The sequence below is a fragment of the Acinetobacter sp. WCHAc060042 genome (genome assembly GCF_003231195.1).
Classification (GTDB): Bacteria; Pseudomonadota; Gammaproteobacteria; order Pseudomonadales; family Moraxellaceae; genus Acinetobacter.
This window is the reverse complement of the sequence record NZ_QKVN01000006.1, coordinates 81,016-106,256: the sequence shown is the minus strand read 5'-3', so window position 1 is coordinate 106,256 and position 25,241 is coordinate 81,016. Positions and strand designations below refer to the sequence as shown.

General features: G+C 41.0%; 21 protein-coding genes and 3 tRNA genes. 16 read left to right on the top strand and 8 right to left on the bottom strand.

The window, feature by feature from the left end; all coding sequences use genetic code 11:
• Window positions 1-507: 507 nt before the first annotated feature.
• The 5 genes from DPG01_RS04295 (at window position 508) to DPG01_RS04275 (ending at window position 6,448) form a co-directional block, all read left to right on the top strand.
• Window positions 508-3,960: an Rne/Rng family ribonuclease gene (locus DPG01_RS04295; RefSeq protein WP_110974295.1), complete on the top strand. Its 3,453-nt coding sequence runs from the start codon at window positions 508-510 to the stop codon at window positions 3,958-3,960.
• 170 nt (window positions 3,961-4,130) lie between these two features.
• Complete coding sequence (locus DPG01_RS04290) at window positions 4,131-5,972, top strand: long-chain-acyl-CoA synthetase (RefSeq protein ID WP_110974294.1); 1,842 nt, start codon at window positions 4,131-4,133, stop codon at window positions 5,970-5,972.
• A gap of 130 nt (window positions 5,973-6,102) precedes the next feature.
• Window positions 6,103-6,178 (top strand) — tRNA-Lys (locus tag DPG01_RS04285).
• A gap of 19 nt (window positions 6,179-6,197) precedes the next feature.
• Window positions 6,198-6,273, top strand: a tRNA-Lys gene (locus DPG01_RS04280).
• 99 nt (window positions 6,274-6,372) lie between these two features.
• Window positions 6,373-6,448 (top strand) — tRNA-Lys (locus DPG01_RS04275).
• A 145-nt stretch (window positions 6,449-6,593) separates the two neighbouring features.
• Here the strand turns inward: DPG01_RS04275 and DPG01_RS04270 are convergent.
• Window positions 6,594-7,244, bottom strand: a complete 651-nt coding sequence (locus DPG01_RS04270) for a hypothetical protein (RefSeq protein ID WP_110974293.1) — start codon at window positions 7,242-7,244, stop codon at window positions 6,594-6,596.
• 273 nt (window positions 7,245-7,517) lie between these two features.
• Between DPG01_RS04270 and DPG01_RS04265 the strand changes: the two genes are divergently transcribed.
• Complete coding sequence (locus tag DPG01_RS04265; protein WP_086209631.1) at window positions 7,518-7,793, top strand: PspC domain-containing protein; 276 nt, start codon at window positions 7,518-7,520, stop codon at window positions 7,791-7,793.
• 94 nt (window positions 7,794-7,887) lie between these two features.
• Here DPG01_RS04265 and DPG01_RS04260 read toward each other — a convergent pair whose 3' ends face one another.
• The gene (locus DPG01_RS04260) at window positions 7,888-8,988 is read right to left on the bottom strand and encodes an HPP family protein (RefSeq protein ID WP_110974303.1); all 1,101 of its coding nucleotides are present in this window, start codon (window positions 8,986-8,988) and stop codon (window positions 7,888-7,890) included.
• Between the two features lie 110 nt (window positions 8,989-9,098).
• Window positions 9,099-9,482 (bottom strand): lysozyme inhibitor LprI family protein, encoded by a 384-nt coding sequence (locus DPG01_RS04255; protein ID WP_228156960.1) that lies wholly within the window; start codon window positions 9,480-9,482, stop codon window positions 9,099-9,101.
• Window positions 9,483-9,510: 28 nt separating this feature from the next.
• Here DPG01_RS04255 and DPG01_RS04250 point away from each other — a divergent pair, with 28 nt between their 5' ends.
• From DPG01_RS04250 to DPG01_RS04210, 8 genes are all read left to right on the top strand, one after another.
• Window positions 9,511-11,199, top strand: coding sequence for an SIR2 family NAD-dependent protein deacylase (locus tag DPG01_RS04250; protein WP_228156959.1), 1,689 nt, complete (start codon window positions 9,511-9,513; stop codon window positions 11,197-11,199).
• Between the two features lie 50 nt (window positions 11,200-11,249).
• The gene (glyQ, locus tag DPG01_RS04245) at window positions 11,250-12,239 is read left to right on the top strand and encodes a glycine--tRNA ligase subunit alpha (protein WP_086209633.1); all 990 of its coding nucleotides are present in this window, start codon (window positions 11,250-11,252) and stop codon (window positions 12,237-12,239) included.
• Window positions 12,239-14,308, top strand: a complete 2,070-nt coding sequence (glyS, locus tag DPG01_RS04240; protein ID WP_110974290.1) for a glycine--tRNA ligase subunit beta — start codon at window positions 12,239-12,241, stop codon at window positions 14,306-14,308. The genes glyQ and glyS overlap by 1 nt, the downstream gene beginning before the upstream one ends.
• Before the next feature lie 70 nt (window positions 14,309-14,378).
• A complete protein-coding gene (locus tag DPG01_RS04235) occupies window positions 14,379-16,085 on the top strand; it encodes a DUF262 domain-containing protein (RefSeq protein WP_110974289.1) in 1,707 nt (568 codons plus the stop codon).
• Between the two features lie 596 nt (window positions 16,086-16,681).
• Window positions 16,682-17,071: a hypothetical protein gene (locus tag DPG01_RS04225; RefSeq protein WP_086209636.1), complete on the top strand. Its 390-nt coding sequence runs from the start codon at window positions 16,682-16,684 to the stop codon at window positions 17,069-17,071.
• 299 nt (window positions 17,072-17,370) lie between these two features.
• Window positions 17,371-17,892 (top strand): hypothetical protein, encoded by a 522-nt coding sequence (locus tag DPG01_RS04220; RefSeq protein ID WP_110974288.1) that lies wholly within the window; start codon window positions 17,371-17,373, stop codon window positions 17,890-17,892.
• Window positions 17,893-18,058: 166 nt separating this feature from the next.
• Window positions 18,059-18,622, top strand: coding sequence for a hypothetical protein (locus tag DPG01_RS04215; RefSeq protein ID WP_110974287.1), 564 nt, complete (start codon window positions 18,059-18,061; stop codon window positions 18,620-18,622).
• Window positions 18,623-18,739: 117 nt separating this feature from the next.
• The gene (locus DPG01_RS04210; protein WP_110974286.1) at window positions 18,740-19,243 is read left to right on the top strand and encodes a hypothetical protein; all 504 of its coding nucleotides are present in this window, start codon (window positions 18,740-18,742) and stop codon (window positions 19,241-19,243) included.
• Window positions 19,244-19,341: 98 nt separating this feature from the next.
• Here the strand turns inward: DPG01_RS04210 and DPG01_RS04205 are convergent, their stop codons facing one another.
• The 3 genes from DPG01_RS04205 to DPG01_RS04195 all read right to left on the bottom strand — a co-directional run bounded on the left by DPG01_RS04205 (window position 19,342) and on the right by DPG01_RS04195 (window position 22,036).
• On the bottom strand, window positions 19,342-20,298 hold the full coding sequence (locus tag DPG01_RS04205) for a 2-hydroxyacid dehydrogenase (protein WP_110974285.1): 957 nt from the start codon (window positions 20,296-20,298) through the stop codon (window positions 19,342-19,344).
• 123 nt (window positions 20,299-20,421) lie between these two features.
• Complete coding sequence (locus DPG01_RS04200; protein ID WP_086209641.1) at window positions 20,422-20,616, bottom strand: hypothetical protein; 195 nt, start codon at window positions 20,614-20,616, stop codon at window positions 20,422-20,424.
• Window positions 20,617-20,749: 133 nt separating this feature from the next.
• On the bottom strand, window positions 20,750-22,036 hold the full coding sequence (locus DPG01_RS04195) for a hypothetical protein (RefSeq protein ID WP_171327347.1): 1,287 nt from the start codon (window positions 22,034-22,036) through the stop codon (window positions 20,750-20,752).
• Between the two features lie 122 nt (window positions 22,037-22,158).
• On the opposite strand from DPG01_RS04195, the gene DPG01_RS04190 reads away from it, so the two are divergent.
• Window positions 22,159-22,938, top strand: a complete 780-nt coding sequence (locus DPG01_RS04190; protein WP_110974283.1) for a class I SAM-dependent methyltransferase — start codon at window positions 22,159-22,161, stop codon at window positions 22,936-22,938.
• Window positions 22,939-22,950: 12 nt separating this feature from the next.
• Window positions 22,951-23,511 carry a hypothetical protein gene (locus tag DPG01_RS04185; protein WP_110974282.1) on the top strand — a complete coding sequence of 187 codons (561 nt, stop codon included), beginning with the start codon at window positions 22,951-22,953 and terminating at the stop codon, window positions 23,509-23,511.
• Between the two features lie 47 nt (window positions 23,512-23,558).
• Here the strand turns inward: DPG01_RS04185 and DPG01_RS04180 are convergent, their stop codons facing one another.
• Window positions 23,559-23,969, bottom strand: coding sequence for a GFA family protein (locus DPG01_RS04180; protein WP_110974281.1), 411 nt, complete (start codon window positions 23,967-23,969; stop codon window positions 23,559-23,561).
• A 58-nt stretch (window positions 23,970-24,027) separates the two neighbouring features.
• Window positions 24,028-25,239 (bottom strand): TIGR03862 family flavoprotein, encoded by a 1,212-nt coding sequence (locus tag DPG01_RS04175; RefSeq protein WP_110974280.1) that lies wholly within the window; start codon window positions 25,237-25,239, stop codon window positions 24,028-24,030.
• Window positions 25,240-25,241 lie beyond the last annotated feature (2 nt).

Here is a 25,241-nt window from a genome sequence, read left to right as displayed (position 1 = left end):
GGCAAAACTGCAAACTGTTAGGTTTAATTGTGCATCTGCACATAAATCAGTTTGCCCCAAAAAAATATGTGACCAACCTCAAGTTGGTTTTTAAACGTAAACTGATACACATCAGATTAGTCGCTCCCTGATCTCGTATTCAGGCCACAGCGTTGATGCATATGGATCTGTACAGTTGTAAAGATACGATGATAATTCCGTATCAAGACACCCTATCCAAAAAGAAGGGTTGCTCTTCGAGCAAATGTGACAGTGAAAGTTACTTACATCCAATGCACCGCTTGTCCGCCAGTGAAACGCGCAGGAGACTTTAATCGTTTAAAGATTGAAGCCGTATTGCCATCATCAATATGTGAATCAAAACCGAAGCCGATCAAAAAGGCAGGTAATAAAACTCAGACCACAATCGGTTTATTTGAGATCTGAGCAAAATTGGTCCGTGATGTTTGATGTTCGCTACGTGTTTTAGCGATAATTTGTTGTGTATCACTATTAGGTGTTACACCCATGAAACGTATGTTGATTAATGCAACACATGCCGAAGAAATTCGCGTTGCACTTGTCACTGGGCAGCGTCTTTACGATTTTGACTTAGAGAATCGTACCCGTGAACAAAAAAAATCTAATATCTATAAAGGTCACGTGACTCGCGTTGAACCTTCTTTAGAAGCTGTCTTTGTCGAATATGGTGCAGGACGTCAAGGCTTCTTGTCTATGCGCGAAATCGCAAACTCATATTATCAAGCAGACCCACGCCAAACTTCAAACATTCGCGAATTGATTACTGAAGGCACAGAGCTTTTGGTTCAAGTGGAGAAAGAAGAACGTGGCAACAAAGGTGCTGCCCTTTCTACCTTCATCTCTTTAGCGGGTCGCTATTTGGTACTCATGCCAAACAATCCAAAAGGTGGTGGTATTAGTCGTCAAATTTCAGGTTCTGTGCGTGACGAACTGAAAGAAATGTTGGCTTCACTCAATGTTCCACGTGGTATGAGCGTAATTGTTCGTACCGCAGGGATTGGGCGTTCTCAAGAAGAACTACAGCTTGACCTACAACACTTACTCGATCTTTGGGCACAAATCCAAAACACAGCAAGTTCTGGTCCATCACCAATGTTGGTTCATCAGGAAGCGGGCGTGGTGACACGTGCAATTCGTGATTATTTACGTGATGATGTTGCTGAAATCTTAATTGACTCAGAACAAGCCTATAACGAAGCGTATAACTTCGTGAAAGCAGTGATGCCTCGTCAAATCGACAAGTTAAAAACCTATACCTTGAATGAACCGTTATTTGCTCATTTTGGTATCGAAAGCCAAATTCAAACAGCTTATGAACGTGAAGTGAAGTTGCCTTCTGGTGGCTCAATCGTGATTGACCAAACAGAAGCTTTGGTTTCTATTGATATTAACTCTGCAAAATCAACCCGTGGTAGTGACGTTGAAGATACAGCGCTCAATACCAATCTTGAAGCAGCAGAAGAAATTGCACGTCAACTGCGTTTACGCGACATTGGTGGTTTAGTTGTCATCGACTTTATCGACATGATCAAAGACCGCAACCAACGTATGGTTGAAGCGAAACTTCGCGAAGCAACACAAAGCGACCGTGCCCGTATCCAATTCGGTCAATTGTCTCGTTTTGGCTTGATGGAAATGAGCCGTCAACGTCTACGCCCTTCGCTTGAAGAAGCAACAGGTTATGTCTGCCCGCGCTGTCATGGCACAGGTATGGTTCGTGATCTACGTTCACTTTCACTTTCAATCATGCGTAAAGTCGAAGAAATTGCACTACGTGAACGTCATGGCGAAGTTCAAGTTGAAGTGCCTGTTGAAATTGCAGCCTTCTTATTGAATGAAAAGCGTCATACTCTAGTTTACCTAGAGCAAACCTCTGGTGTTCGTGTGACTGTGCTTCCACACCCACACTTAGAAACACCACATTACGAAATTTCGTATAACCCTGAAGGCTTTGCACCAACCAGTTATGAACGTACAGAAGCAACGCGTTCAAGCGAAAAAGAGTTGGGCTACGAGTCATCAGAATGGCATTTGGATGGTGCAGATCACGCACATCAACACGCCGCTCCGGCAGTGCCTGCACAACAAGAAAAAGGCAATAAAAAGCAACGCAATAATAACCCGCAACAAACAGCTCAACCTGCTCCAGCACCGTCTGTAGCATCAAGCAGCCCATGTGCTTGGTTAGAAAACTTGTTTGTACAAAAACAAGCTGCAACTGTTGATCAATCACGCTCTGCAAACAATGCTGCTGCGGCCATTGAACAAATGGTCAATGGTGGTGCGGTCAGTCGCGGCCAATTTGGTCAAGTTGCCGTCCCAACAGTAACAACACCAAGCAATAACGCGTACATGACTTCTGCTCCTGTACATGCAAAATCTGAACACCGTGAAGAGAAGCATGTCGAGAAAGAGGAACGCGGTACACGCCACAATAAAAAGCGTTCTAAACATAAAGAGCCTCGCGAGCAAAATGCACAACATGAAAACCAAGTTCATGAAGAAATTGTGCAAGTACCACGTCAAGAGCAACAACGTCAAGATCGCTATGAACAACGTTCTGAGCGTAACGAGCAACAACGCCAAGACCGTGACCGTCCTGAGCGTAGTGAACAGCAACGCCAAGAACCGCGTGAAAACAAGCGTTCATCACGTCGCCAACACGGTGAACAACAGCAAAGTAATGATGTTCAAAATGAACAACAAAATACAATGCCACGTCGTGACCGTCGCAACCAACCACGTCCAGAGCGTCCAAATCGCCACCGCGACCCAAGCGTCCTGAACGAGCAAGCGGTTGAAACAGCGCCAGTGGTCGCTCAAGAACCTCAACTCAAAGTTGAGCTGATTGAAGCACCGCGTCAAGAGATGATCACAACAGCCCATGTGGTCAATGTCGATCAAGCGCAAAGTGAAATCGTGGCGTTAACACCAGCTCAAACGACAACTGAAACCAAGCCTCAGCAAGCTGCTGTTGTGAAAGCAGAGGTTGATCTAAAAGCAGAGACGGTTGAACCAGCAAAAGCACCTGAGGTTGTAGAAGCTCCAGCTGAACACCACGCAGAGCAGAAACCACGTGAAAGCGTAAAACGTGCCAGCAATGATCCACGTCAACGCCGTCGCCAACAACGCGCTGCCCAGGCACAGCAAGCTGAAGCACCGAAACTCACACCTTCACAGGTACCAACGTTAGGACAGTACACCATCAGCAGCTTGATTCGTCATGTCTATGGTGAAGACTGTTCAGTGTTGATTGAGCAATTTGGCTTAATTCCAACCTTCAACCGTGCTCTTCAGAAATTTACTGAAGAGTATGCTGCAACGTTAAGCAAAACAGCTTCAACGCCTGCTGTAGAAGCTGAGAAAAAACCTGTCACACGTGATGTTGAAGTTGCCAAAGCACAACCTGAAGCAGAACCTGTTGCAGTCTTGGACTTAACACCACCAAAGCCTGAGTCAGAAAAGCGTGTTGCAAATGACCCTCGCGAGCGTCGTCGTTTAGCAAAACTTGCTGCTGAACAAGCCTTGGATCAAGTGAAACAAGCACGTGAAACTGCACCTGTTGCTGATGTGACCGCTCCTGAAGAAACTGTTGCAGCTGCGCAAGTGGAGGCACCTGAAGCTCAAGTCGAAGAAACTCCCGTAGTTGAAACGACTCAGGAAAGCCCTGTTGAAGCTGAGGTTCAATCTGAAAACACAGTTGTGGCAGCATTCGCTGAAACAGCTGAGGCAGAACCTAAAGCGCCAGTAGTTGAAGAAGCACCAGTTGTAGCACCAACTAAAGCGCAAAAAGCTGCGAAAATAACTGAAGATGCAGCAGAGAAAGCTGAAACTTCAGCAGAAGCTGACGAATCAGATAAGTCTGATAAAGACAAGCCAGTTCGTCCGCGTCGTCCACGTGGGCGTCCACCGAAAAAGGCCAGTCCAACTGAGTCGTAATTCGCCTTAGAGCTGTAAATTTTAAAAACCTAGTCATGCCAGTGGCTAGGTTTTTTTGTTATTTTTGTCGGATTAGGTTGATTGCACTAGACCGAAAAGATTAAAAGAACAAGTGTATAAACTGAGCACTACTCAAACGCATTGGATTGCATAAAATAATTAGGATTCATATGAGCCAACACCCATCTCATGACCTCATTGGTATTACCGACGTTGCAGCAAAACTTCCCCAATTCATCAGTAAAGTCCCCAACTTACTCAGTGGATTAAAGCAAGCATATTTACGTACGCCGAACACCCCGACAGGACTGGGCATTGCTTTTGAAAAAGCAGTGAAACGTAATCCATTAGGCCTAGCTTTAGTTTTTGAAGATCAAAAATTTAGTTACCAAGCGCTGAATGAATGGGCAAATCAGATTGGACACTACTATTTATCTATTGGGGCAAAAAAAGGCGATGTCATCACTGTGATGATTGAAAACCGCCCTGAACTAGTGGCAACCGTAATTGCCCTAGCAAAAATTGGAGTGACCACTGCTCTTGTAAATACCTCGCAAGTCGGCAAAGTTTTGGCCCATAGCATTAATCTGGTGAACCCAATTGCTGTCATCGTAGGTGAGGAGTGCCGTGCGGTGGTTGATGAAATCCGCCAAGATTTAAATGTTCCGACCGATCGCTTCTACTGGTTTGCCGACCAAGAAACACAAAAAGAAGCAGCTCATGCCCCAAAAGGTTTTAGTAACCTTGCTGAAAAAATTGATACCTTCGCCAAATTTAATACACCAACCACGAACAGTGTCATAGGTAAAGACGGCTTATTTTATATTTATACTTCGGGCACAACTGGCCTACCTAAAGCGGTTATTTTCACACATAGTCGCTGGACATTGGCTTATGGTACTTATGGTCACGTGCTTAACCTTGGCCCAAATGATGTCATGTATGTCACCTTGCCGCTATATCATGCGACAGGCATTGTGGTGTGTTGGTGCGGTGTAATTGCAGGGGCTGGAACCTTGGCTTTGCGTCGTAAATATTCCACCTCTGCATTTTGGAAAGACGTACAAAAGTTTGATGCTTCAGCAATTGGCTATGTCGGTGAGCTGTGTCGCTACCTCATGGATGCACCGCCATCTGAGCTAGAAAAAGGCCATCGTGTTACTAAAATGATCGGCAATGGTATGCGCCCCAATATTTGGGATAAATTCAAACAACGCTTTGGTATTGAAGAAATTTTAGAACTTTATGCCTCAAGCGAAGGTAATGTCGGCTTTAGCAATGTTTTTAACTTTGACAATACTGTCGGTTTCTCACCAACCCCTTATGCCATTATTCAGTTTGATAAAGAGAAAAATGCACCGATACATGATGATGAAGGCCACTGCATCAAAGTCAAAAAAGGGGAAGTAGGCTTACTCATTGGAAAAATTACCCGTCGCTCCCCTTTCGATGGCTATACCGACCCTGAAAAAAATAAATCGGTAATTTTAAAAGACGTTTTCAAATCTGGAGATGCCTATTTCAACACTGGTGACTTGGTCCGTGATATTGGTTTCCGCCATGCTCAATTTGTAGATCGCTTAGGTGATACTTTCCGCTGGAAAGGTGAAAATGTGTCTACAACTGAAGTAGAAAACATGGTTTGCGAATATGACAAAATTACAGAAGCAGTCGTCTACGGTGTTGAAATACCGAACACCAACGGTCGTGCGGGGATGGCTGCAATTACGCTAACAGACGGGGCTGAACTCAATACGCAAGACTTAGCGCAAATGTTTGCCACATTTAAAAAATGTCTTCCAGCTTATGCTGTACCCGTCTTTTTACGCATACAAAAACAGGTCGAAACGACAGGTACATTTAAATACCAAAAAAGCAAACTCAAAGAACAGGCTTTTGACCCAGCCAAAACCAGTGAACGCTTATTGGTTTTACTTCCAAACAGCAGTGCATATACAGATATCACACAGGAAGTCTTTGATAATATTCAAGCCTACCAGTATCGGTTCTAAGTTCAAATTGTTTGTTTTTTAACTTGATAATCGCAAATTTGTTGTATTTATAATCAAACATCAACAAGTTTGCGATTTTTTACTTGCGCCAGATGCATATCTTGCTACAATACGCTCCATCAAATGATATGGGTCGTTAGCTCAGCTGGTAGAGCAGCGGACTTTTAATCCGTTGGTCCCGCGTTCGAATCGCGGACGACCCACCACTTCTTTGATACCCTTGATGGGTCGTTAGCTCAGCTGGTAGAGCAGCGGACTTTTAATCCGTTGGTCCCGCGTTCGAATCGCGGACGACCCACCATCTTTTTGTAAAATCTTGTTTTACAAACCTGCTCAGGTTCGAATGCTTTAAAATCCTTTTTTAAACTTTCAGCGAATATTTCTTCGTACACCTTGCTCAGGGTCGTTAGCTCAGCTGGTAGAGCAGCGGACTTTTAATCCGTTGGTCCCGCGTTCGAATCGCGGACGACCCACCATTTATCTAAATCCTTTCTTATAATTCTTCAATAGTGCTTCATATATTCAGCATTATCTTCAAAGAACAATCTCTCCTTTTACGATATATCTCAGTATCAACAAAGACTCTGCTTTAGCAAATAAATGACCATAGAATACAATATCTTAGTTATTTGGCTCACGTTTTAAAGTATATGCCCGCTCTAACTTTGGAAAACCACGTGCATACAACTTTTGGTTATTTTCATCTAAATTATTACTTTTATTCAAATCCATCTGTAGAGTCTGTGCATCAATCACTCGATAATAGAAATTCAGGCCTTCCTTACGATGCACAATCAGCTCAGTCCGTTCTTTGTCCATGGTCCACGTATCACGGCGATAATTTAAGTGTGTAAAACCTGGCCGTTGTTTTTCAGAAAAAACCTTCCCTAAACGGACAATACTGCGGTGTACCGTACCATCGGGCAAAAAATTCAGAATGAAATCAGCTTTCCCTGTTTCACATGGGAAAAAATAGCCATCACATTGAATTTGTGTACGATAACGGCCGATAAACTGCTGCTCACGAATATCGAGCTTACGCGGTGCATAATCTGAGTCATCCTGCATGGTGGCGCGTCCAGCGACTTCCGTCAGCTTTTTACCAGAATGTTCATTCTTAGCAGGTGTATCTTTCATGCTGGTAGGCTCATGTTGCTGTGATGCCTCGGAATGCCCATTATCACAACCAAATAGCGATACACCAATAAGCCCCACCACGATTCCTCGTCGTAATATAGGCATTACCCCTTGATGTTCTGGTTTTAAGTTCATTCCACACTCACCACATCAACGTGATTTATTTCCATACAAATCATGAGTTTCTATTCCAACCATTCACTATACTTAACACTTAATTCGTTTTCATGGCTAAAGCTGAATACATAAGCGCGGGACATTTTAATCCGTATAAAACCCAAGCTTTTCGTAAGTTACATAACTTTACTTTTTAATTGCCTCCAGCACCTTTAAAAACGTATTTGTGTCACCATTTTTAAAGTATGAGTTCATCAAGTAACTCACATTTTATATTTTAAGGAGACCTAGATGGCCAATGTTGGTTTATATCGCTCTAACCGCTCAAACATGATTGCTGGTGTGATGGGTGGTATTGCTGAACGTTTTGGTTGGAACGCAAATTTACTTCGTATTGTTTTCATCACCATTTCACTATTGAGTGCCGCATTCCCTGGAATTTTGGTTTATCTCATCCTTTGGTTAGTGATGCCTAAACAAAAAGACTATATTGAGCACTCTCCACAGGCTCAAGCTGGTTATCACAATACAATGCGTACCGTTAACCCAGATCATCGCAACCCATAAACGCTGTCTTTCGTCTCAAAAAAGTTTCTTTTTATGCTACGACATCTTCCCCCAAAGTGTCGTAGCTTTTTTTTGCCTACAACATTCACACGACTTAGCGATGCTGCAATTGGCGGTATAAGGCTGCAATCATATCTGCTCGGCTAATAATACCGACCAAGACTTTGTTTTCAACCACAGGGATATAGTTAAAAGAACGCTCAACAAAGTAAGGAATTAAATCTTGCAGTGCTTGATCTGGCTGTACGGTCACCACTTGACGACTCATAATATGCTTCACCTGATCTTGCCAAGATGTACGTAAGTCCGTCGCCTTCTGGAACCACTCCACGACCTCATATAAAGCCAAAGTACCGCATAAATTTCCTGCACGATTCAACACTGGCAAACTCATTAAATTAATCTGTTTAAATTTCTCTAGAGCAACCTGGATATCTTCATCATCGTATAAGCACAGTACATCCTTACTCATGATGTCCTGACAACGTAAGTCTATCTGAAAACGCGTATCCGCTTGAGCTTGGGCCTTTAAAATCAATTTTTGTAAATCATATTCACTAATGTCGAGTAACTGTGTTTCTTTCGCTAAAACGCGATGAATATCCTCGGGTTGGATCGTCACTTTCTGAGTTGGTGTTGGATCTTTGGAGCGCCGATTAAGCTGGGTCGCAACTTGCGGATATTGACGCCCAATTAAACGATTAAAGACAACTGCAATGCACAGCAATACCCCAGAATTAAGCAATACAGGATAAGCAATAAAATAATATCCTAACTGATGTACTACATCTCCCCCCAGAACAGCAGTGATTGCTACAGCACCACTTGGCGGATGTAATGAGTCTGTCGTCATCATTAAAAAAATAGATAATGCAACAGCAATACTAAATGCTTCCGTTAAATTAGGAATATAGAGTGCGCAACTGACCCCAATAATACCCGCAATAATATTGCCAACAACCATATTCCAAGGCTGAGCCAAAGGACTGGCAGGCACAGCAAAAAGCAGTACAGAAGATGCTCCCATCGGTGCGATATACCATGCATTAATTCCCCCCAACACCCACCAGCTGATAAGCGAAGACAAGGCTAAACCCAATAATGCACCCAGACCACAGAGCATTCTTTCCTTTAGCGGTAACACTTTAAAATTCGGTTTTAAGGTATTTAACCATTCAAGTTGCATATGAAACACAGCCACCCTTCTATTTTTTCGCACTCAACTGGTGCAAAATTATACGTGGTCTCAGCAATAAGATGCATCTATTTTACATCTTATTTTTATGAGTAATTCTGCTGGATTCTTTAGTGAACATATTGTTGTAACTGCACAACCTGGTCAGCATACTGTTGCATTGGACAAAAGGCATACATGGGAGATCCAACATACTGCCCCGCATTATCACACTCTTGCTCGACATAGGCTTTCCACAAGCGTTGTGATTTCAAAATGGCTTGATAACGTTCTGGCTGGCTATCCTGCTGACTTTGCACACGAATTTGATCGAGTAAGGATACGATTTTCTTTTCATCAAGGTGTTTGGCTCGTTCTGAACAGATCTCCACCACACTATTGTTAATACTGGCAAGCTGTAAAGCCTGAACGGTCTGCTCAACACATTGATTATAAATATCTGGCTCGACCTCTTGCTGCTGGGCCTGAGCCACTCCACTTAACGTAGTCAACATAATAAAGATATGGGGATATAATTTTCGCATGGTGTATTCTTGGTTTTATTGTGGAGAATTTAATATAATAAAATCCCTGACTTCTTTGATACATTTTTCCTTTAATATAAGACCAACATTACAACCAAAAACATCAATGAAAGAAAATCAACGCGAAAAACTTTTAAAACATTTAGCAGCCTCACTACAAGACGCAAAAGAAGATGGTGGTGCAATCTTACTGGTCGGTGCAGGCATTTCTGTTTCTGCGGGTATTCCACCTGCTTTTAAATTAATGAAAATAGCAATTGAGAATTTTCCAAATTATTTTACCGAAGAAGAACTACGTTTTGCTCAAGAAGATTTAAGCAAACTTCAATACAACGACATTATGAGTAAACTATCGTCTGTTCACCGTAAAAAGATTTTTAACTGGTATATTCATGGTGATGAAGAAAAAAGTATCCCTAAAGCTAAACTAAATTTTGCGCACTTGGCTATCGCAGAATTATTAAAACAAGGTTATATCAAGCGTATTTTGACAACCAACTTTGATCCTTTATTGATTAACGCTTGTTATATGGTTGGCATGTATCCACTGCCTTCTATCTATGATCTAGGTTCAGTCTCTCAAATCAATCCTGAACTCTTTGATAACCCTTGTATTATTTATCTTAATGGGCAACATGCAGGTCAGGTCCAAAGAAATACATCTTCACAATTAAATACACATGATCCAATTTTACAAAAAGTTGTTCTTGCAACAGGCTGTAAACAGCCTTGGATTATAGCTGGATATAGCGGTGAAAATGATCCTCTCATGAAAGCACTAGATGAACTTCGTCCATATAATAATTGGTTATATTGGTTAGAATATGGCGATCATGTTTTACAAGAAAAAAGTCATCATTTCTTAGAAAATGATGAAGAATGTAAAGTCATTTATGGCTGTGATGCCGATTCTACATTTCTACAAATTACTACAAACTTAGAATGCAGTTTAAATTTTATCGAAAACCCTAAAGCGCTATCACAACGCTATCTTGATGAAATAAAATTTAATACTCATCAACAATTAGGCGATTTTTATCAAAAATTTATCCATGATTATACAAAACAGTTGGAGGAAATCAGCTATTCAAAAGAATTTGAACAATATGAATTTCAAAAGTTTTCTTATAAAATTTTCAAACTTTCAGACCTAGAAGATTCCTATAATTTTAAGGAACGCGCTAAACCATCTCAATACAAACATCTCTTTCAAGAAAGATTAGAGAATCTTTTTACATTGAAAAAGCATTTACTTGAAGCATTAGAAAACAGACCTAATCTTTTTTGGATCTTAATTATACTTAGCCATGCTTGTTTAACCATTTATCGCATTCAAAAAGAAAATAATTTACCCAATCAATCTAACTTTCTTCAAGAAGCTGAGAATGCTCTGAATAAGCTTAAAACAACCAATGAATATAAAAACAATATGAACAATATTATTAGTAGAACTTTATTTAACGAATCATGTTTAGAGATGTTGAAAGACAATATTGAGACGAGCTTAAATCTACTAGAACAAACCCTTAAACAGAATCATCTAGATACCGAAAGTTATTTTACACGCTATGATTTTGAAACAGATCCTGACTTAAAACCCCTTTTAAATCACCCTAAATTTCAAGAACTATGTGATTCATATTGGGGATCTAGAGAAAAAATAAATCCCTTTGCCACTCCCACCTAAAATCCTTATACTTAGAACCAATTTTTTCTTATATTTATAATGGATGCTGCATGAGTCGCGCCATATCGCATATTGATACATTCCAAGGCTTAATTCTTGCCTTACAAAACTACTGGGCTGAACAAGGTTGTGTGATTTTACAACCTTACGATATGGAAATGGGTGCAGGGACATTCCACACTGCAACATTCTTACGCGCACTTGGGCCTGAAACTTGGAACGCAGCATACGTTCAACCCTCACGTCGTCCTAAAGATGGCCGTTATGGCGAAAACCCAAACCGTTTACAACACTATTACCAGTTCCAAGTAGTACTGAAACCCAACCCAGACAATATCCAACAACTGTATCTAGACTCGTTAAAAGCCATTGGTATTGATACCCTGACTCACGACATCCGTTTTGTCGAAGACAACTGGGAATCTCCAACACTGGGTGCATGGGGCTTAGGTTGGGAAGTTTGGCTCAACGGTATGGAAGTGACTCAGTTTACCTACTTCCAACAAGTCGGTGGTGTTGAATGCTACCCAGTGACCGGTGAAATCACTTACGGTCTTGAACGTTTAGCCATGTACCTACAAGGTGTCGATTCAGTTTACGATCTGGTTTGGACCAAAGGTCAATTCGGTACTGTGACTTATGGCGATGTATTCCATCAAAATGAAGTTGAGCAATCGACCTATAACTTTGAATATGCCAACGTTGAAAAAATGTTTGAATTATTCGATTTCTATGAAGCAGAAGCAACACGTTTAATGGAAGCTGAACTGCCTCTTCCTGCCTACGAACAAGTCATTAAAGCATCACACAGCTTTAACTTACTCGATGCACGCGGTGCGATTTCTGTGACTGAACGTCAACGTTATATTTTACGTGTACGTACTTTGGCACGTTCAATTGCACAAAGTTATGTAGCTGCGCGTGCCAAACTTGGCTTCCCGATGGCAGAACCTCATTTACGTGATGAAGTTTTGGCTCAATTGAAAGCTCAGGTTGAAGCGGAAGCGGCTCAAGCAGAAAAATCAGCGGAGAACAAATAATGTCTAAACATACCATTTTATTTGAACTCGGCTGTGAAGAACTCCCACCAAAAAGCTTAAAAACTTTACGTGATGCATTGCAAACTGAAACCATCAAAGGTTTAAATGATGCAGGTTTAGTTTTTGAAGCGATTGAAGCGTATGCAGCGCCGCGTCGTTTAGCATTGAAAATTATCAATGTAGATGGTGCGCAAGCAGATACTCAAAAACGTTTTGACGGCCCTGCTGTACAAGCAGCTTATGATGCAGAAGGCAAACCAACCAAAGCACTTGAAGGCTTTATGCGTGGTCAAGGCATTACTGCGGATCAAGTTTCAACTTTCCAAGCAGGTAAAGTTGAAAAAGTTTGCTACTTAAAAGATGTCAAAGGCCAAAGTCTTGACGTTTTACTGCCACAAATTTTACAAACTGCACTGGATAATCTTCCAATTGCAAAACGTATGCGTTCTGCGGCAAGCCGTACTGAATTCGTTCGTCCTGTAAAATGGGTGGTATTACTAAAAGATAACGATGTGGTTGATGCAACAATTCAAGATCACAAAGCAGCGAATGTGACTTATGGTCATCGTTTCCATGCGCCTGAAGCGATTACTTTAGCCAATGCAGATGCTTACTTAGATGCACTTCGTGCGGCAAAAGTTGTGGCGAATTTTGAAGAGCGTCAAGCGATCATAGATCAACAAGTTAAAGCCCTTGCGGATGAGGTCAATGCGATTGCCATCGTTCCTGCTGATTTACGTGATGAAGTAACGGCATTGGTTGAATGGCCTGTTGCGCTTCGTGCAAGCTTTGAAGAACGTTTCCTTGCTGTGCCTCAAGAAGCATTGATTACCACCATGCAGGATAACCAAAAGTATTTCTGTTTGGTGAATAGCGATAACAAATTACAGCCTTATTTCATCACCGTTTCAAATATTGAGTCTAAAGATCCGACTCAAATTATTGAAGGAAATGAGAAAGTTGTACGCCCTCGTTTGTCTGATGCTGAATTCTTCTTCTTACAAGACCAAAAGCAACCGCTTGCATCTCGTAAAGAAAAACTCGCCAATATGGTTTTCCAAGCACAGTTAGGTACGTTATGGAATAAATCTGAACGTATTGCTAAATTGGCTGTGGCTTTATCTGCAATCACAGGTGCAAATCCTGCCGATGCTGAAAAAGCAGCACTTCTTGCAAAGTGTGATTTAACTTCTGAATTGGTGGGAGAATTCCCAGAGCTTCAAGGGATTGCGGGCACTTACTATGCACGTATTGAAGGCGAGAATGATGAAGTTGCGGAAGCTTTAGGTGAGCAATATTTACCTAAATTTGCTGGTGATGTATTACCACAAACCAAGACAGGTACTACGATTGCCCTTGCCGACCGTTTAGATACGCTCACCGGTATTTTTGGTATTGGTCAAGCGCCTACAGGTTCAAAAGACCCGTTTGCTTTACGTCGTTCTGCGATTGGTATTTTGCGTTTAGTGACTGAAAAAAATCTTGATGTTTCGATTGAAGAATTGATCAAGCTTGCTTTGGCTACTTATGGCGATGTATTGAAAGACCATGACAAAACTTTGGCGGATGCGGTTGCATTCCTTGAAGGGCGTTACCGTGCGAAGTATGAAGACCAAGGCGTTGCTGTTGATGTGATTCAAGCCGTTCAAGCACTTTCTCCAAAATCACCTCTTGATTTTGATAAGCGTGTAACTGCGGTGAATCATTTCCGTAGTTTGCCTGAAGCTGCTGCTTTGGCTGCTGCGAATAAACGTGTTGCCAATATTTTAGCGAAAGAAGCTGCACCTACTGGCGAAATTGTTGAATCTAAACTGGTTGAAGATGCAGAAAAAGCGCTTTATGCAGAGATTCAAGCTATTCTGCCTGTGGTTCAACCGCTTTTGGCTGCAAAAGACTACACCGCTGCACTTTCTAAGTTAGCAGCACTTCGTGCACCAATTGATGCCTTCTTTGAAGGTGTGATGGTGATGGCAGATGATACTGAATTGAAAGCTAACCGTTTACGTTTACTGGCTCAGTTACGTGATTTGTTTACCAGTGTTGCGGATATTTCCGTGTTGCAGCACTAAGCTAATTATTTGAAATAAAATAAAAAACCTGCTTAAATAAGTGGGTTTTTTTATTAATATAGAGAATAAAATGGAAGCAGGAAAACGAACCATTAGAGAAGTGTTTAATAGAGGACGTAATTTAGAAATTCCTTTTTTCCAGAGAAATTATGTTTGGGATGAAAAAGAATGGGAACGCTTTCTTGATGACATGATCCATATTTCAGCAACAAAGAGACCATATTTTTTAGGCTCTGTGATTTTAAAACAACAACCAACCCCCTCTAATTCCGATGAAAAAAGGACCGTTATCGATGGTCAGCAAAGATTAACTACTTTAAATATATTTTTTAAAGTTTTATGCTTAAAAGAGGATTCCCTCTCTGATTTTCAACAAGTTTTTAAAAAACAAAAAAAACCTCATGAAAATATATTAATCCATAATCGACATGATCTTGCATCATTCAATAAAATTTTAAATTTAGAATCTTTAGATGAAATTCCTGTAATCGATCAAATCACAAAAGCCTATAATTTTTTTAAAAGTAAAATTGATTCAACACTTCAACAAGATTTAGATATTTACGATTTACTTGATAACATTGTTTTTGTTGGCATTGATTTATCCTATGATGACAATGAACAATTAATTTTTGATACTATCAACTCACTAGGTGTCCGTTTAACTACAGCAGAACTCCTAAAAAATTATCTTTTTAACTCAGAGACTATTCAAGATTATGTAGATTATTGGCAGCCCATCTTTGAAAAAGATAAAGACACCATTGAATATTGGGATACTGAGCTACACACTAATAAACGAACTTTTAGTGATATTTTTCTATTCTCCTACCTTCAGATTAAAAGTAATCAAACCAATTTATCCATTTCTACCTTTGATAAATCAGACTTCTTCAAAGTCGAAGATTTATTCCAATCCTACAAAACATATAATGATAAATACTTAAAAAATACTCTTCAATCGAAGGAATCTTTGGAAGAAATAAAAGCATATGCTGAAATTTTTAAAAAAAATTTCAATTATGAATCATTAAATGATACAACCCCATCAGAATCTAGCATCTCACGAATACAAACAATCATATTTGCACTAGATACAACCACACTAATCCCATATATTTTATTTATTTTAAAAAATGTAACTGATATAACCGATCAAAATGAAATTTTTGGCATAATTGAGTCCTATTTAATACGTCGAATCATCACAAAAGAAAGCACAAAGACATATAGTAAATTATTCATTGAGTTGATTGAAAAAAATATTTTAAATACTTCCTCTTTCATCACCCATATGAAAAAAGTCGATAGCACACACAAATTTCCAAATGATGAAGATTTATTACAAGGTTTCAAAAACTCTTCACTAATAAATAAACAAGCTTTAGGAATTATCTATTTATTGGAAACTGCACAACACAGCTCCAAATCATCGACTGCTTTATTGAATATAAAGGAATATACCTTAGAACATTTGATGCCAAAAAAATGGGAAACAAACTGGGGAGCCGCTCAAAACTATGATATTCGTAATCAAGTTATTTTAAATCTAGGAAATTTAGCTATTTTAACTCACTCCTTAAATTCATCTATTAAAAATGCGAATTGGGATATAAAGAAAGTTGGAAATAAAAAATCTAAGGGCTTAAATGAATATGCTCAAGGCTTAAAAACATTAACTCCCTATTTAGCTCTGACATCATGGGATGAAGAAGCGATCAATCAACGAGCAGATGACCTATATAATCTAGCATTACAAACTTGGCAAAGTATTTAAATATATTTATACACAATCAAGCTAACAAAAAAGTGATGAAAGCATAGAACTTTCATCACTTTTAACTTTTTATATAACCCAAATTAACCAATTGAAAAGTCACATAAACCATAGTCTTCTTTTATTTACTCCTCTCTACTAAAAACAACAGCACTCAACAAAAAAGAACTTTATGAAATTTAAAGGACTAATTCTTACCATATCTATCGCCCTCACCGCTTGCTCAACGACACCGACTAATCCCAATGCACCTGTGGTTTAGAACAGCATAAAAATATCTCTACTGAGCCAAACACAACTTGGCATTTCTGATTAAATGAAAAGACAACTGCCTTATTGAATTTACAAATAGCTTTGAAAGAGTTAAATAATTTGTATCTAGATATATTGTTTTCATTCTTAATTCACACAATCATGTAGTTTTGGTTAATCACGACACTAAGACACTTTTCACCAAAATTAAAATTTCTGAAATTCTATATCTAGAACAATCTTCCTTAAATTGTATTAATTTACTCATACTCCGAGATGAATATTTGCAATAAGGCCTCAATTCCCTATACTCAACTTAACAACTCGCAACAAGAACGAACCTTATGAAATTAAAAACTGTACTTTTCGCTACTTTTGCTACCCTTTCTATTACAGCATGTACATCTCAGCCAACGATTCCACAGTTGACAGCGGGTGTATTACAAGAAGTCCAAGACATTGAAGTTTATCCGGACACGACGAACAACAAAGCAAAACTGACTAAATTTGAAGACAAATGTGTCATCGAATTTACTGGCAACCTCAAAGCAGGCAAAGTCGTAGAACAGTGGGCGTTCCGTGACTACACCCTCATCACAGGTGGCTCAGCAACCTTTGCACTCGATGGCACAAGCACAGCAACCAAATTTGAATTACACGATGCAGAAGTACAGAAAAACTTCCTCGCACTACGTAATCACTTTGCAAAAGAAGCCTTAGCGCAATGTAACTAAGCAAATCGTCATCACTGGCGCAACATCAGTGATGACTTTTTCTCAAATGCCTTCCGCTTCGTGTCTTTTATTTCAACATCAGTCTCTATACTCTTTACATTTAAAACAACGACCACGCATAAACTTACATAATTTTAATGAATTAACTGAACGATACAATTTTCAGCCTATTGTTCATGCGCTGTTGCCGCATTGTGCGACTTTCATATCAAACGCTATTTTTGAGCTCATTTCTGTCTATGATGACTGCTGTTCTGAACTCCTCATCGGGTTCTGTCATAAGAGGTAGAAAATCAAAGATGAAAGTTTTAACAAAAGCACTCACCGCTTCGGCTTTAACCACTGCACTTTTAGCCTCCACTTCCCTATTTGCAAATACCACAGCCAATACATCGGCAAATGTTCAAGTTCAAACCTCGCAGCCAAGCGTATTGCAAAACTTAAAACATGATGTCAAACATGCCACGCATGCGACAGGTGAAACGGTTGAGCATGGTGTCGACAAAACCAAAGCATTTAGTAAAGAAAAATGGCAAGACACCAAAAAATTTTCAGCTGAAAAATCAGCTGTCGTAAAAGATAAGGCTGGTGACGTTAAACAGTCTGTTGAGCATAACACCAAAAAAAGTGGTCACTATATAGCGGATAAAGCGAAACAAGGCCAACAAGCGACCAAACAAAAATGGCAGGAAACTAAGCAGGCTGTCAGTGGTCAACCCAAACGTGCTGACTTAAATGGGCAAGCTCAGCTCCAAGTAGACACGCCTGTCGCTAAAGCCAAAGTCGGTTCATCTGCGGATGCTGCCGTTGGCGCGCAGTAAAAGTTAAACTCCTCCAGAGTTGAGAGAGCCCACATGCTGGGCTCTTTTTTCGCTATAGACATTTGCACACTACGCTTATTTACAACCAAGCACATGAAATTCACACAAAGAGGCTTTATGCTAAAACGCTGATTTATGCACGATAGCCCAAGAGGTACACTGCTCTATGAACATGATGAAAACAACACTCTTCTGCGCTCTTTTAATGACAACAGCAGGTGTATGGGCACAAACAGAAACCACTACTCAGCAGGTGCAAAAGCCTATTACGCCTTATGGTAAAAACCCCAACATCTTTCACGTTTGGGCTTATAAAACGCAAGAAGGTGTGATTAACACGGCGGAAAAAGTCGGTACTGCAACAGAAAAAGGCATCCAAAAAATTCGCCCTTCTGCACACAAAGCCTTGGACAGCGCAAAAACCATCACCAACAACACCGCAGAACAAGCCAAAGAAACAGGACAACAAGTCACCCAAAATGTGAATAAAAAGTTGCATGAAACCAAGCAAGTGATCACAGGTCAAACGGATCAACCCGCTCCCATTTACCAAGGTAGCTTGAGTCAACCGTCATCTGCACCCGTAGATGCTCCTGCGGTTCAAGCGCCTTCAGTCTCATCTCCACAACCTGTCACACCTCAAACAGTAAATGAACCTACGATTATCCAAGCACCATCTTCCTTTACACCTGCTCAAGCAGAAGAAGAAATTAAAGTGACTAAGCTTTAATGAAAAAAAAGCCCATCAGTTGATGGGCTTTTGACTAAAAAACAAAAAAACTTTTGAAGTTATTGAGCTTAGGCTCTAGCATCGACCTATAAAAGCCACATAATCATAAAAATTTTCATGAAAATAATCATTGGCATCATTATTGGAATATTTTTAGTACTTATAGCGTTATTTACTTATTCTAAAATTCCTACGCCACAACACGCTGCAACGTTGAATCTTTTACAACAGTATCTAATATTGCCACAGTACAGTCATGAGGCTGAGGGACGTAAGCTTCAATCTATTGAAATGATTGAGGATGAAGAATATAAATCAACTGAAGGGAATGAAGCCTCACTGTATCAACTTAAAGATCAGTGTAAGCTGACACTCGAAATTTATGGTGAATCATTCCAAAGCCAACGCAGTTTTTACTTTCATCAAAATAAAATTCTACGAGCATTTGAAACACATTGGACCTATCTCAATGGGGGATTTTATGCTGAAGAGGGAAAGGCTCAAGCGTTTGCACGCCAACAAAGTTATTTTATGCTCATGAATCCTGAAAATAGCGATACAAAGCGTACTTTGACTCACCTGCAACAATATTTCGATCCTAAATTTATTAAAAATTGTTAAATTTCTAATATTTAAAAAATAGGATTAAAGCTAAACTTAAAAAGAACTACAACGAAGAAGCCGTCACCTGACGGGCTTTTTCGTTGTCATCATTTGATTTAATTCACCCGACGGATTGGCTGTCCGGCTTGAAAAGATTGAGCATTTTCCACCAACTGCTGCACCATGCGCTGGCGCGCATCAACACTGCCCCACGCACTGTGTGGCGTGATGATTAAATTCGACAGACCAGCATCTAATAAAACATTGCCCTCTTTCGGTGGCTCAACGGTTAGTACATCAGTAGCAGCGCCCGTAATTTCACCCTGTTTTAATGCGTCTGCCAAAGCTGCTTCATTGACAATTCCACCCCGTGCACAATTAATTAAAAAGGCACTTTTTTTCATTTTTTTGAAAGCTTGAGCATCAATAAGGTTAAGCGTGTCATCGGTTAATGGACAATGCAGACTGATAAAATCTGATTGCGCTAGCAAATCATCAAAGCTCACTCGTGTTGAGTCAGCATGTGGACGGTTCGGCAAATTGCCCACCAGAACCCGCATGCCGAAGGCTTCAGCGAGTTTAGCCACCGCCTGCCCCAATTCCCCATACCCTAAAATACCCAAGGTCTTACTGGAAAGTTCAATAATTGGATAATCCAGTAGGCAAAACTGCGAAGCTTTATTCCATTCGCCCTGTTGCACTGCACGGTCGTATTGCAAGCATGAGGTTGCAAGATTGAGCATCAACATTAAAGTGTGCTGTGCCACTGCTGCCGTACCATAACCCTGACAATTACACACCACAACACCTTGTGCTTTGGCTTGCTGCAAATCAATGTTATTGCTGCCTGTGGCAGAGATTAAAATCAACTTTAACTGAGGGCATTGTTTTAAGGTATCGGCATCCACCATCACTTTGTTGCTAATAATCACATCTACGTCTTGCACACGCGCAACAAGCGTCTCAGCATCGGTACTTGGGTAGAGGATCAGTTCATCAAAAACAGCATGCAGTGCTTGAAAGTCCAAATCATTTTTATCTAAGGATGCATAATCTAAAAATACGGCTTTCATTACTCACGTCCTGTTGTTCTGCATAATGATAGAGCACTTATTTAAACCAACTCAACCCCATTTTTCAATGTAAACACTGCCCTAACCACCTAAAAAAAGCCACCACACACAGAAAAAAGCCCGCTATTTAACGGGCTTATTACGATGAATACGAATAGAAATACTGATCTGTTTAATCACATAAAACGTCAGGATCAGCAGAAGAACCAAGCCACCACCGAATGTCAGATAGGCGGGGTCTAAACTTTGTGCCAGTACGCTTTGGGATGTTGAAATAAACAATAATGTTATAAATACAGCCGACCAATGTCTTTGCATTGCTTCCACCCTATTTGATCTTTATCCGTATTGTTTAAAATATAAACAATAGTTTCATATTAAACCAAATAGGACGGAAAACAAGAGCTTGGCTTTAGACCAAAGCCCTATATGAATAAATCACATGAGCACATCATAGAAACACATCTGATTCAGTATCGCTTGAGACTATAAACTGCGCTGTTTCTGGAATATCCTCGACCAAATCAAAGCCACCATATTCATCACAGCTAAAGTTAAACTGCTTATAGCTAATTAGATAATAATCACTGTATTTTTTCATTAACAATGGATGCATTCCAGCGCTTAATTCGGCTTGTTCATGTACCAATTTCATGATCTGTCTGTCATTCATGACGATGGTATAGCGCATGTCGTTATAGTAAATATGTACTAACCCATTGCCCTTGGCAAAAATCGGCAGCAGAAACTTATGATTCAGTGCAATGGCATCTGGTGCATAGCTTTCAATTTTCTGACTGATCATATTGAACACTAAACCATGTCCAAAATTATCCATCAACTGACAGCTACTTTCTTGTGGCAAATTGACCTGAATGCCCAGTTTCAGTAGATCGGTCTGGCTCACTTGTCGATTGCTGAGTAACTCGCGGATAATACTTTGTTTGAGTTTGCTATCAAAAAACTGACCATCTAACTCAAGCTCATTATTTTTCAGAATGCGTCCCAAAGAAAAGCGGTGGCGTGGCAACAAGTTTTCGATCACTTTCCGGTAATAAAACTTGCTGTTCTTTTTCACTTCACGAATTTTTTTATAAAAATACGGCGCATCAAACTCATGACGTAGAAAGTCATGTAGCAAATCTGAACTGGCTAAAACGGCAATCGCATCATGCCCTGTAAAAGGCAAGTTTAGGGTTTTCAGATTCGGCACGACCGTTTGTAATTTTTCATAGTGTGCACGGTCTTCAGGGCAGTAAGGGTCATAAATAACGATGTATTCACACTCTGCCGAGACATCCTTCGGCTGTACCTGCATGTCATGGTTCAGCTCAGGCTGATAGAACATGTTATAGCGATTATCCGTCACCTGTTCAGGGTCGATCGAATACTGCGGTACCAAGGCCACCACGCGCTTAAATCCAAGCAGCTTGGAGTATTTAATCGCGGCATAGCCCCCCATTGACCCTGCATAGGCAATACGGGTTTGAAAGGGCGCAATCCAAGCGCGAATCGCCTCCAACATAGCCAACATCGAAGACTCTGGAAACCATGACTTTTGTTTTGGCATAATGCCAACCACATTGAAGCCAAACTTCGCCAGCGACTTTTCTGCATTGATCGACGTTCCCTTGGCACGGGTAATCAGGTCGCCAAAAGAGAAAATAAGTTCGTCCGATGAACCCTGTAAAAAAATGACACGAATCTGTTCATCTTCAAAAATAATTTGTTTCGCCATGTCCATGCTGAGAGATTTCATTCCTATAAAGTGAGGTCATGTTCGTTCCATACAGCATAAGCGATTTCATCGAACCAAATGTGTTATTTTATAGATGCAGAGCAGATAAAAAAGCGCAAAATATGACACAATTACTCCATCCTGCGGCACAACACGGGTTTAGCGCAGCTGCTGAACTTTATCAACAAGTGCGTCCAAGTTATCCACAAGAGATCCATGCGTGGCTCACCGAGCAACTGCATTTAAACACAGATTCACATGTGATTGATCTTGCCTCGGGTACAGGTAAGTTTCTGCCTTATCTGATTCCACATAGTGGACAGCTCACTGCCATCGAACCTGTCACCGAAATGTTGGCTCAGCTCAAACTGGCTTATCCACAGGTAGAGACTTTACAAGCCTTTAGTGACCATATTCCCCTGCCTTCGCAAAGCATTGATGCCGTTTTATCTGCGCAGGCCTTCCACTGGTTTGCCAATCTGGACAGTTTAAACGAAATCCATCGTGTCCTAAAACCGCAAGGGCATTTGGGCTTGGTCTGGAATCAACGCGACACTCAAGTCGACTGGGTCAATGCCCTGGCAGAACGGCTCGCTCCTTTAGAAGGAGATACCCCGCGTTATCATAGTGGGCTATGGCAAAAAGTTTTTGAACATCAAACCTTATTTCAGCTTAAAAGCTTGCATCAGTTTGCACAGCAGCAAACAGGTACAGTGGAGCAAGTCGTGTCAAAACGGCTCCTTTCGACCAGTTTTATTGCCGCAATGCCTACGGAGCAACAGCAGGATTTAAAACATCAGTTTGAACAAATTGTGCTGCAGTACACGGGCAAACAGCCACAGGACGAAATCAGTTTTCCTTACATCACTTATGCCTATCACTTTCAAAAAATAGCAGAATAATAGGACACCGATATGAACCCACATACTCTTGCATTGAAAAAGGTTCTACTGCCGCTTGTTTTAGGTGGTAGCTTAATCCTGACAGGCTGTAACAAGGCCGATGAACGTGCTGAACAAGACACGCTTTCGAGCGATGATAAAGTTCTGCAAGAACTCAGCTCCGAACCCGTTAAAAACTTTGCTCAAACAGCTGATGATCCACACGATATTACGCTCTTGGTCGACTATGACCAACGCTTTAGCAGCATGAGTGACGAAATGGAAGATGAGCTCATCAAAATGCGCGAAGCAGGTACACTGACAGATGAGTTTGCAAAAACACGTAAACAAGACAACATTCAGTCTGCGCTGAATATGCTGAAAGAGCTGGATTTGAAAACAGAGCAAGGACGCTACATTCAAACGTTGATGTACCAATATTGGGACAACCAAGCCAAAATTATCCAGAATAAAAATGCTACGCCAGAGCAGAACGTGAAAGGTCTCGGTGAACTTATTCATGCTCAAGAACAGCTTGAGCACTGGCAGTCGCAATACTCTAAGCAAAAAGATATAACAGCTACAGGCTACTAAGTGAAAAAAAAAAGGGATCACTCGATCCCCTGAATTCAAGTAATGAACTACGGGCGCTCTGCATATTGTGGGAATGCATCACAAATGTTGTCCCACTCAGCTTGAGATGCCACAAAAATATGTTGTGTCGGCTTTTGCGCTAAAGGGGTATCTAAAGTGCCAATACGCAAACGGTAAAAGTCAGGAGTGTCGGCCTTAATACTGATAATCGGTGAACCACAGTTGCCACAGAAACAGCGCTCTGTGCCTGTACTCGATGCATATTTTTTCACAACATCCTGACCAGACGTCAGTTTGAAATCCGCCTTAGCAATCGGTGCATTGGTTGCATAGGCGGTTCCATTGGCCTTGCGACATTTTTGACAATGGCATTGGACAATATCGCCAATCGGCCCATCAATTTGATAAGTTACTGCACCGCATAGGCAACTGCCCACATACTGCTGAAGATCTGACATCATGATGCTCCTTGAATTTTTTATTCAAATTAGCACAGCTGATTTTCAGTTGCATTGCTTATGGCGATTTTTTTGCCACATTCAAATACTGCAAAACCCCTTTACCCGCGGCACGTCCAGTTGCAAAACATGCAGTGAGTAAGTAGCCCCCTGTCGGTGCATCCCAGTCCAACATTTCCCCACATAAAAAAACGGCGGGATTAGATTTTAATTGCAACTGCGAACTCAGCACTTCACGGCGCACACCACCTGCACAACTAATCGCTTCTTCAATCGGACGAAAACCTGTTAAAGGAATCTGGAGTTGCTTAATCTGCTGAGCCAGTTGTTCAGGGTGATTCCAGTGTTCTTTTGCAACCAACTCTCGTACTAAATTTGCCTTGGCTGCATCTAAACCAGCTTTACGCCAAACATTACTTAACGACTGTTTTTTCGTGGGTTTCAACCGTACAGCCAATTCGTGAACCGTGACATCAGGCAGCAAATCGAGCTTCAAAATTAAAGACTGTTGTTGCTTCTGCTGTGCGCGAAGCGCTCGTCCTTGCTTATAGACCAAACCACTTTCTAGACCGTAATGGGTGATCACGATATCGCCCATACTTTTTTCTGTATCACCCACCCATGCTGCGATACGTTTCAGGGGTTGACCGAAAACGGGTTGCATGTAGCTTGACCATTCATGTTCTACCCCAGCATTACTGGCTTGAAAAGGTTCAATTTCATCGCCATCCAACCAATCTTGCCATGCACCATCACTACCGAGCTGAGACCATGACACTGCTCCACAGGCCAAGACAATGGCATCATAGCTCTGGCTATGTACTTGATCACTGACCAAAGACTTGATTTCAAGCGTATGCTCTTTGAGGCTGAGGCATTGATGACGATAATGAAACTTGATGCCTAATCCAACCAAGCGTTTCAACCATGCACGTAATAAAGGCGCGGCTTTCATTTCAATCGGGAAAATACGCCCAGACGTTCCAACATAGGACTCAATGCCTAAACCTTTCATCCATGCTTGAATCCATGCGGCATCCCACTCACGAATCCAAGGCGCCAACCATTGGGCTTGATCATAACGACCGATAAACTGCTCCACAGGTTCTGCATGAGAGATATTCAGTCCTGTTTTACCCGCCATCAGGAACTTACGTGCAGCTGATGGTTTTTGTTCAAATACATCGACCTGAACCTCATATTGGCTCAACACTTCTGCCGCCATCAAACCTGCTGGGCCCGCCCCAATAATTGCAATACGCTTTGGCATGA

Bases quoted from the DNA above. Each gene is read 5' to 3' on its own strand.
- DPG01_RS04195 (WP_171327347.1), bottom strand. From the start codon at position 22,036: ATGGCGAAACAAATTATTTTTGAAGATGAACAGATTCGTGTCATTTTT.
- DPG01_RS04295 (WP_110974295.1), top strand. From the start codon at position 508: ATGAAACGTATGTTGATTAATGCAACACATGCCGAAGAAATTCGCGTT.
- DPG01_RS04270 (WP_110974293.1), bottom strand. From the start codon at position 7,244: ATGAACTTAAAACCAGAACATCAAGGGGTAATGCCTATATTACGACGA.
- DPG01_RS04180 (WP_110974281.1), bottom strand. From the start codon at position 23,969: ATGTCAGATCTTCAGCAGTATGTGGGCAGTTGCCTATGCGGTGCAGTA.
- DPG01_RS04200 (WP_086209641.1), bottom strand. From the start codon at position 20,616: ATGCAAAGACATTGGTCGGCTGTATTTATAACATTATTGTTTATTTCA.
- DPG01_RS04255 (WP_228156960.1), bottom strand. From the start codon at position 9,482: ATGTTGACTACGTTAAGTGGAGTGGCTCAGGCCCAGCAGCAAGAGGTC.
- glyQ (WP_086209633.1), top strand. From the start codon at position 11,250: ATGAGTCGCGCCATATCGCATATTGATACATTCCAAGGCTTAATTCTT.
- DPG01_RS04250 (WP_228156959.1), top strand. From the start codon at position 9,511: ATGGTGTATTCTTGGTTTTATTGTGGAGAATTTAATATAATAAAATCC.
- DPG01_RS04175 (WP_110974280.1), bottom strand. From the start codon at position 25,239: ATGCCAAAGCGTATTGCAATTATTGGGGCGGGCCCAGCAGGTTTGATG.
- DPG01_RS04190 (WP_110974283.1), top strand. From the start codon at position 22,159: ATGACACAATTACTCCATCCTGCGGCACAACACGGGTTTAGCGCAGCT.
- DPG01_RS04225 (WP_086209636.1), top strand. From the start codon at position 16,682: ATGAAATTAAAAACTGTACTTTTCGCTACTTTTGCTACCCTTTCTATT.
- DPG01_RS04210 (WP_110974286.1), top strand. From the start codon at position 18,740: ATGAAAATAATCATTGGCATCATTATTGGAATATTTTTAGTACTTATA.
- glyS (WP_110974290.1), top strand. From the start codon at position 12,239: ATGTCTAAACATACCATTTTATTTGAACTCGGCTGTGAAGAACTCCCA.
- DPG01_RS04235 (WP_110974289.1), top strand. From the start codon at position 14,379: ATGGAAGCAGGAAAACGAACCATTAGAGAAGTGTTTAATAGAGGACGT.
- DPG01_RS04290 (WP_110974294.1), top strand. From the start codon at position 4,131: ATGAGCCAACACCCATCTCATGACCTCATTGGTATTACCGACGTTGCA.
- DPG01_RS04220 (WP_110974288.1), top strand. From the start codon at position 17,371: ATGAAAGTTTTAACAAAAGCACTCACCGCTTCGGCTTTAACCACTGCA.
- DPG01_RS04265 (WP_086209631.1), top strand. From the start codon at position 7,518: ATGGCCAATGTTGGTTTATATCGCTCTAACCGCTCAAACATGATTGCT.
- DPG01_RS04215 (WP_110974287.1), top strand. From the start codon at position 18,059: ATGAACATGATGAAAACAACACTCTTCTGCGCTCTTTTAATGACAACA.
- DPG01_RS04185 (WP_110974282.1), top strand. From the start codon at position 22,951: ATGAACCCACATACTCTTGCATTGAAAAAGGTTCTACTGCCGCTTGTT.
- DPG01_RS04205 (WP_110974285.1), bottom strand. From the start codon at position 20,298: ATGAAAGCCGTATTTTTAGATTATGCATCCTTAGATAAAAATGATTTG.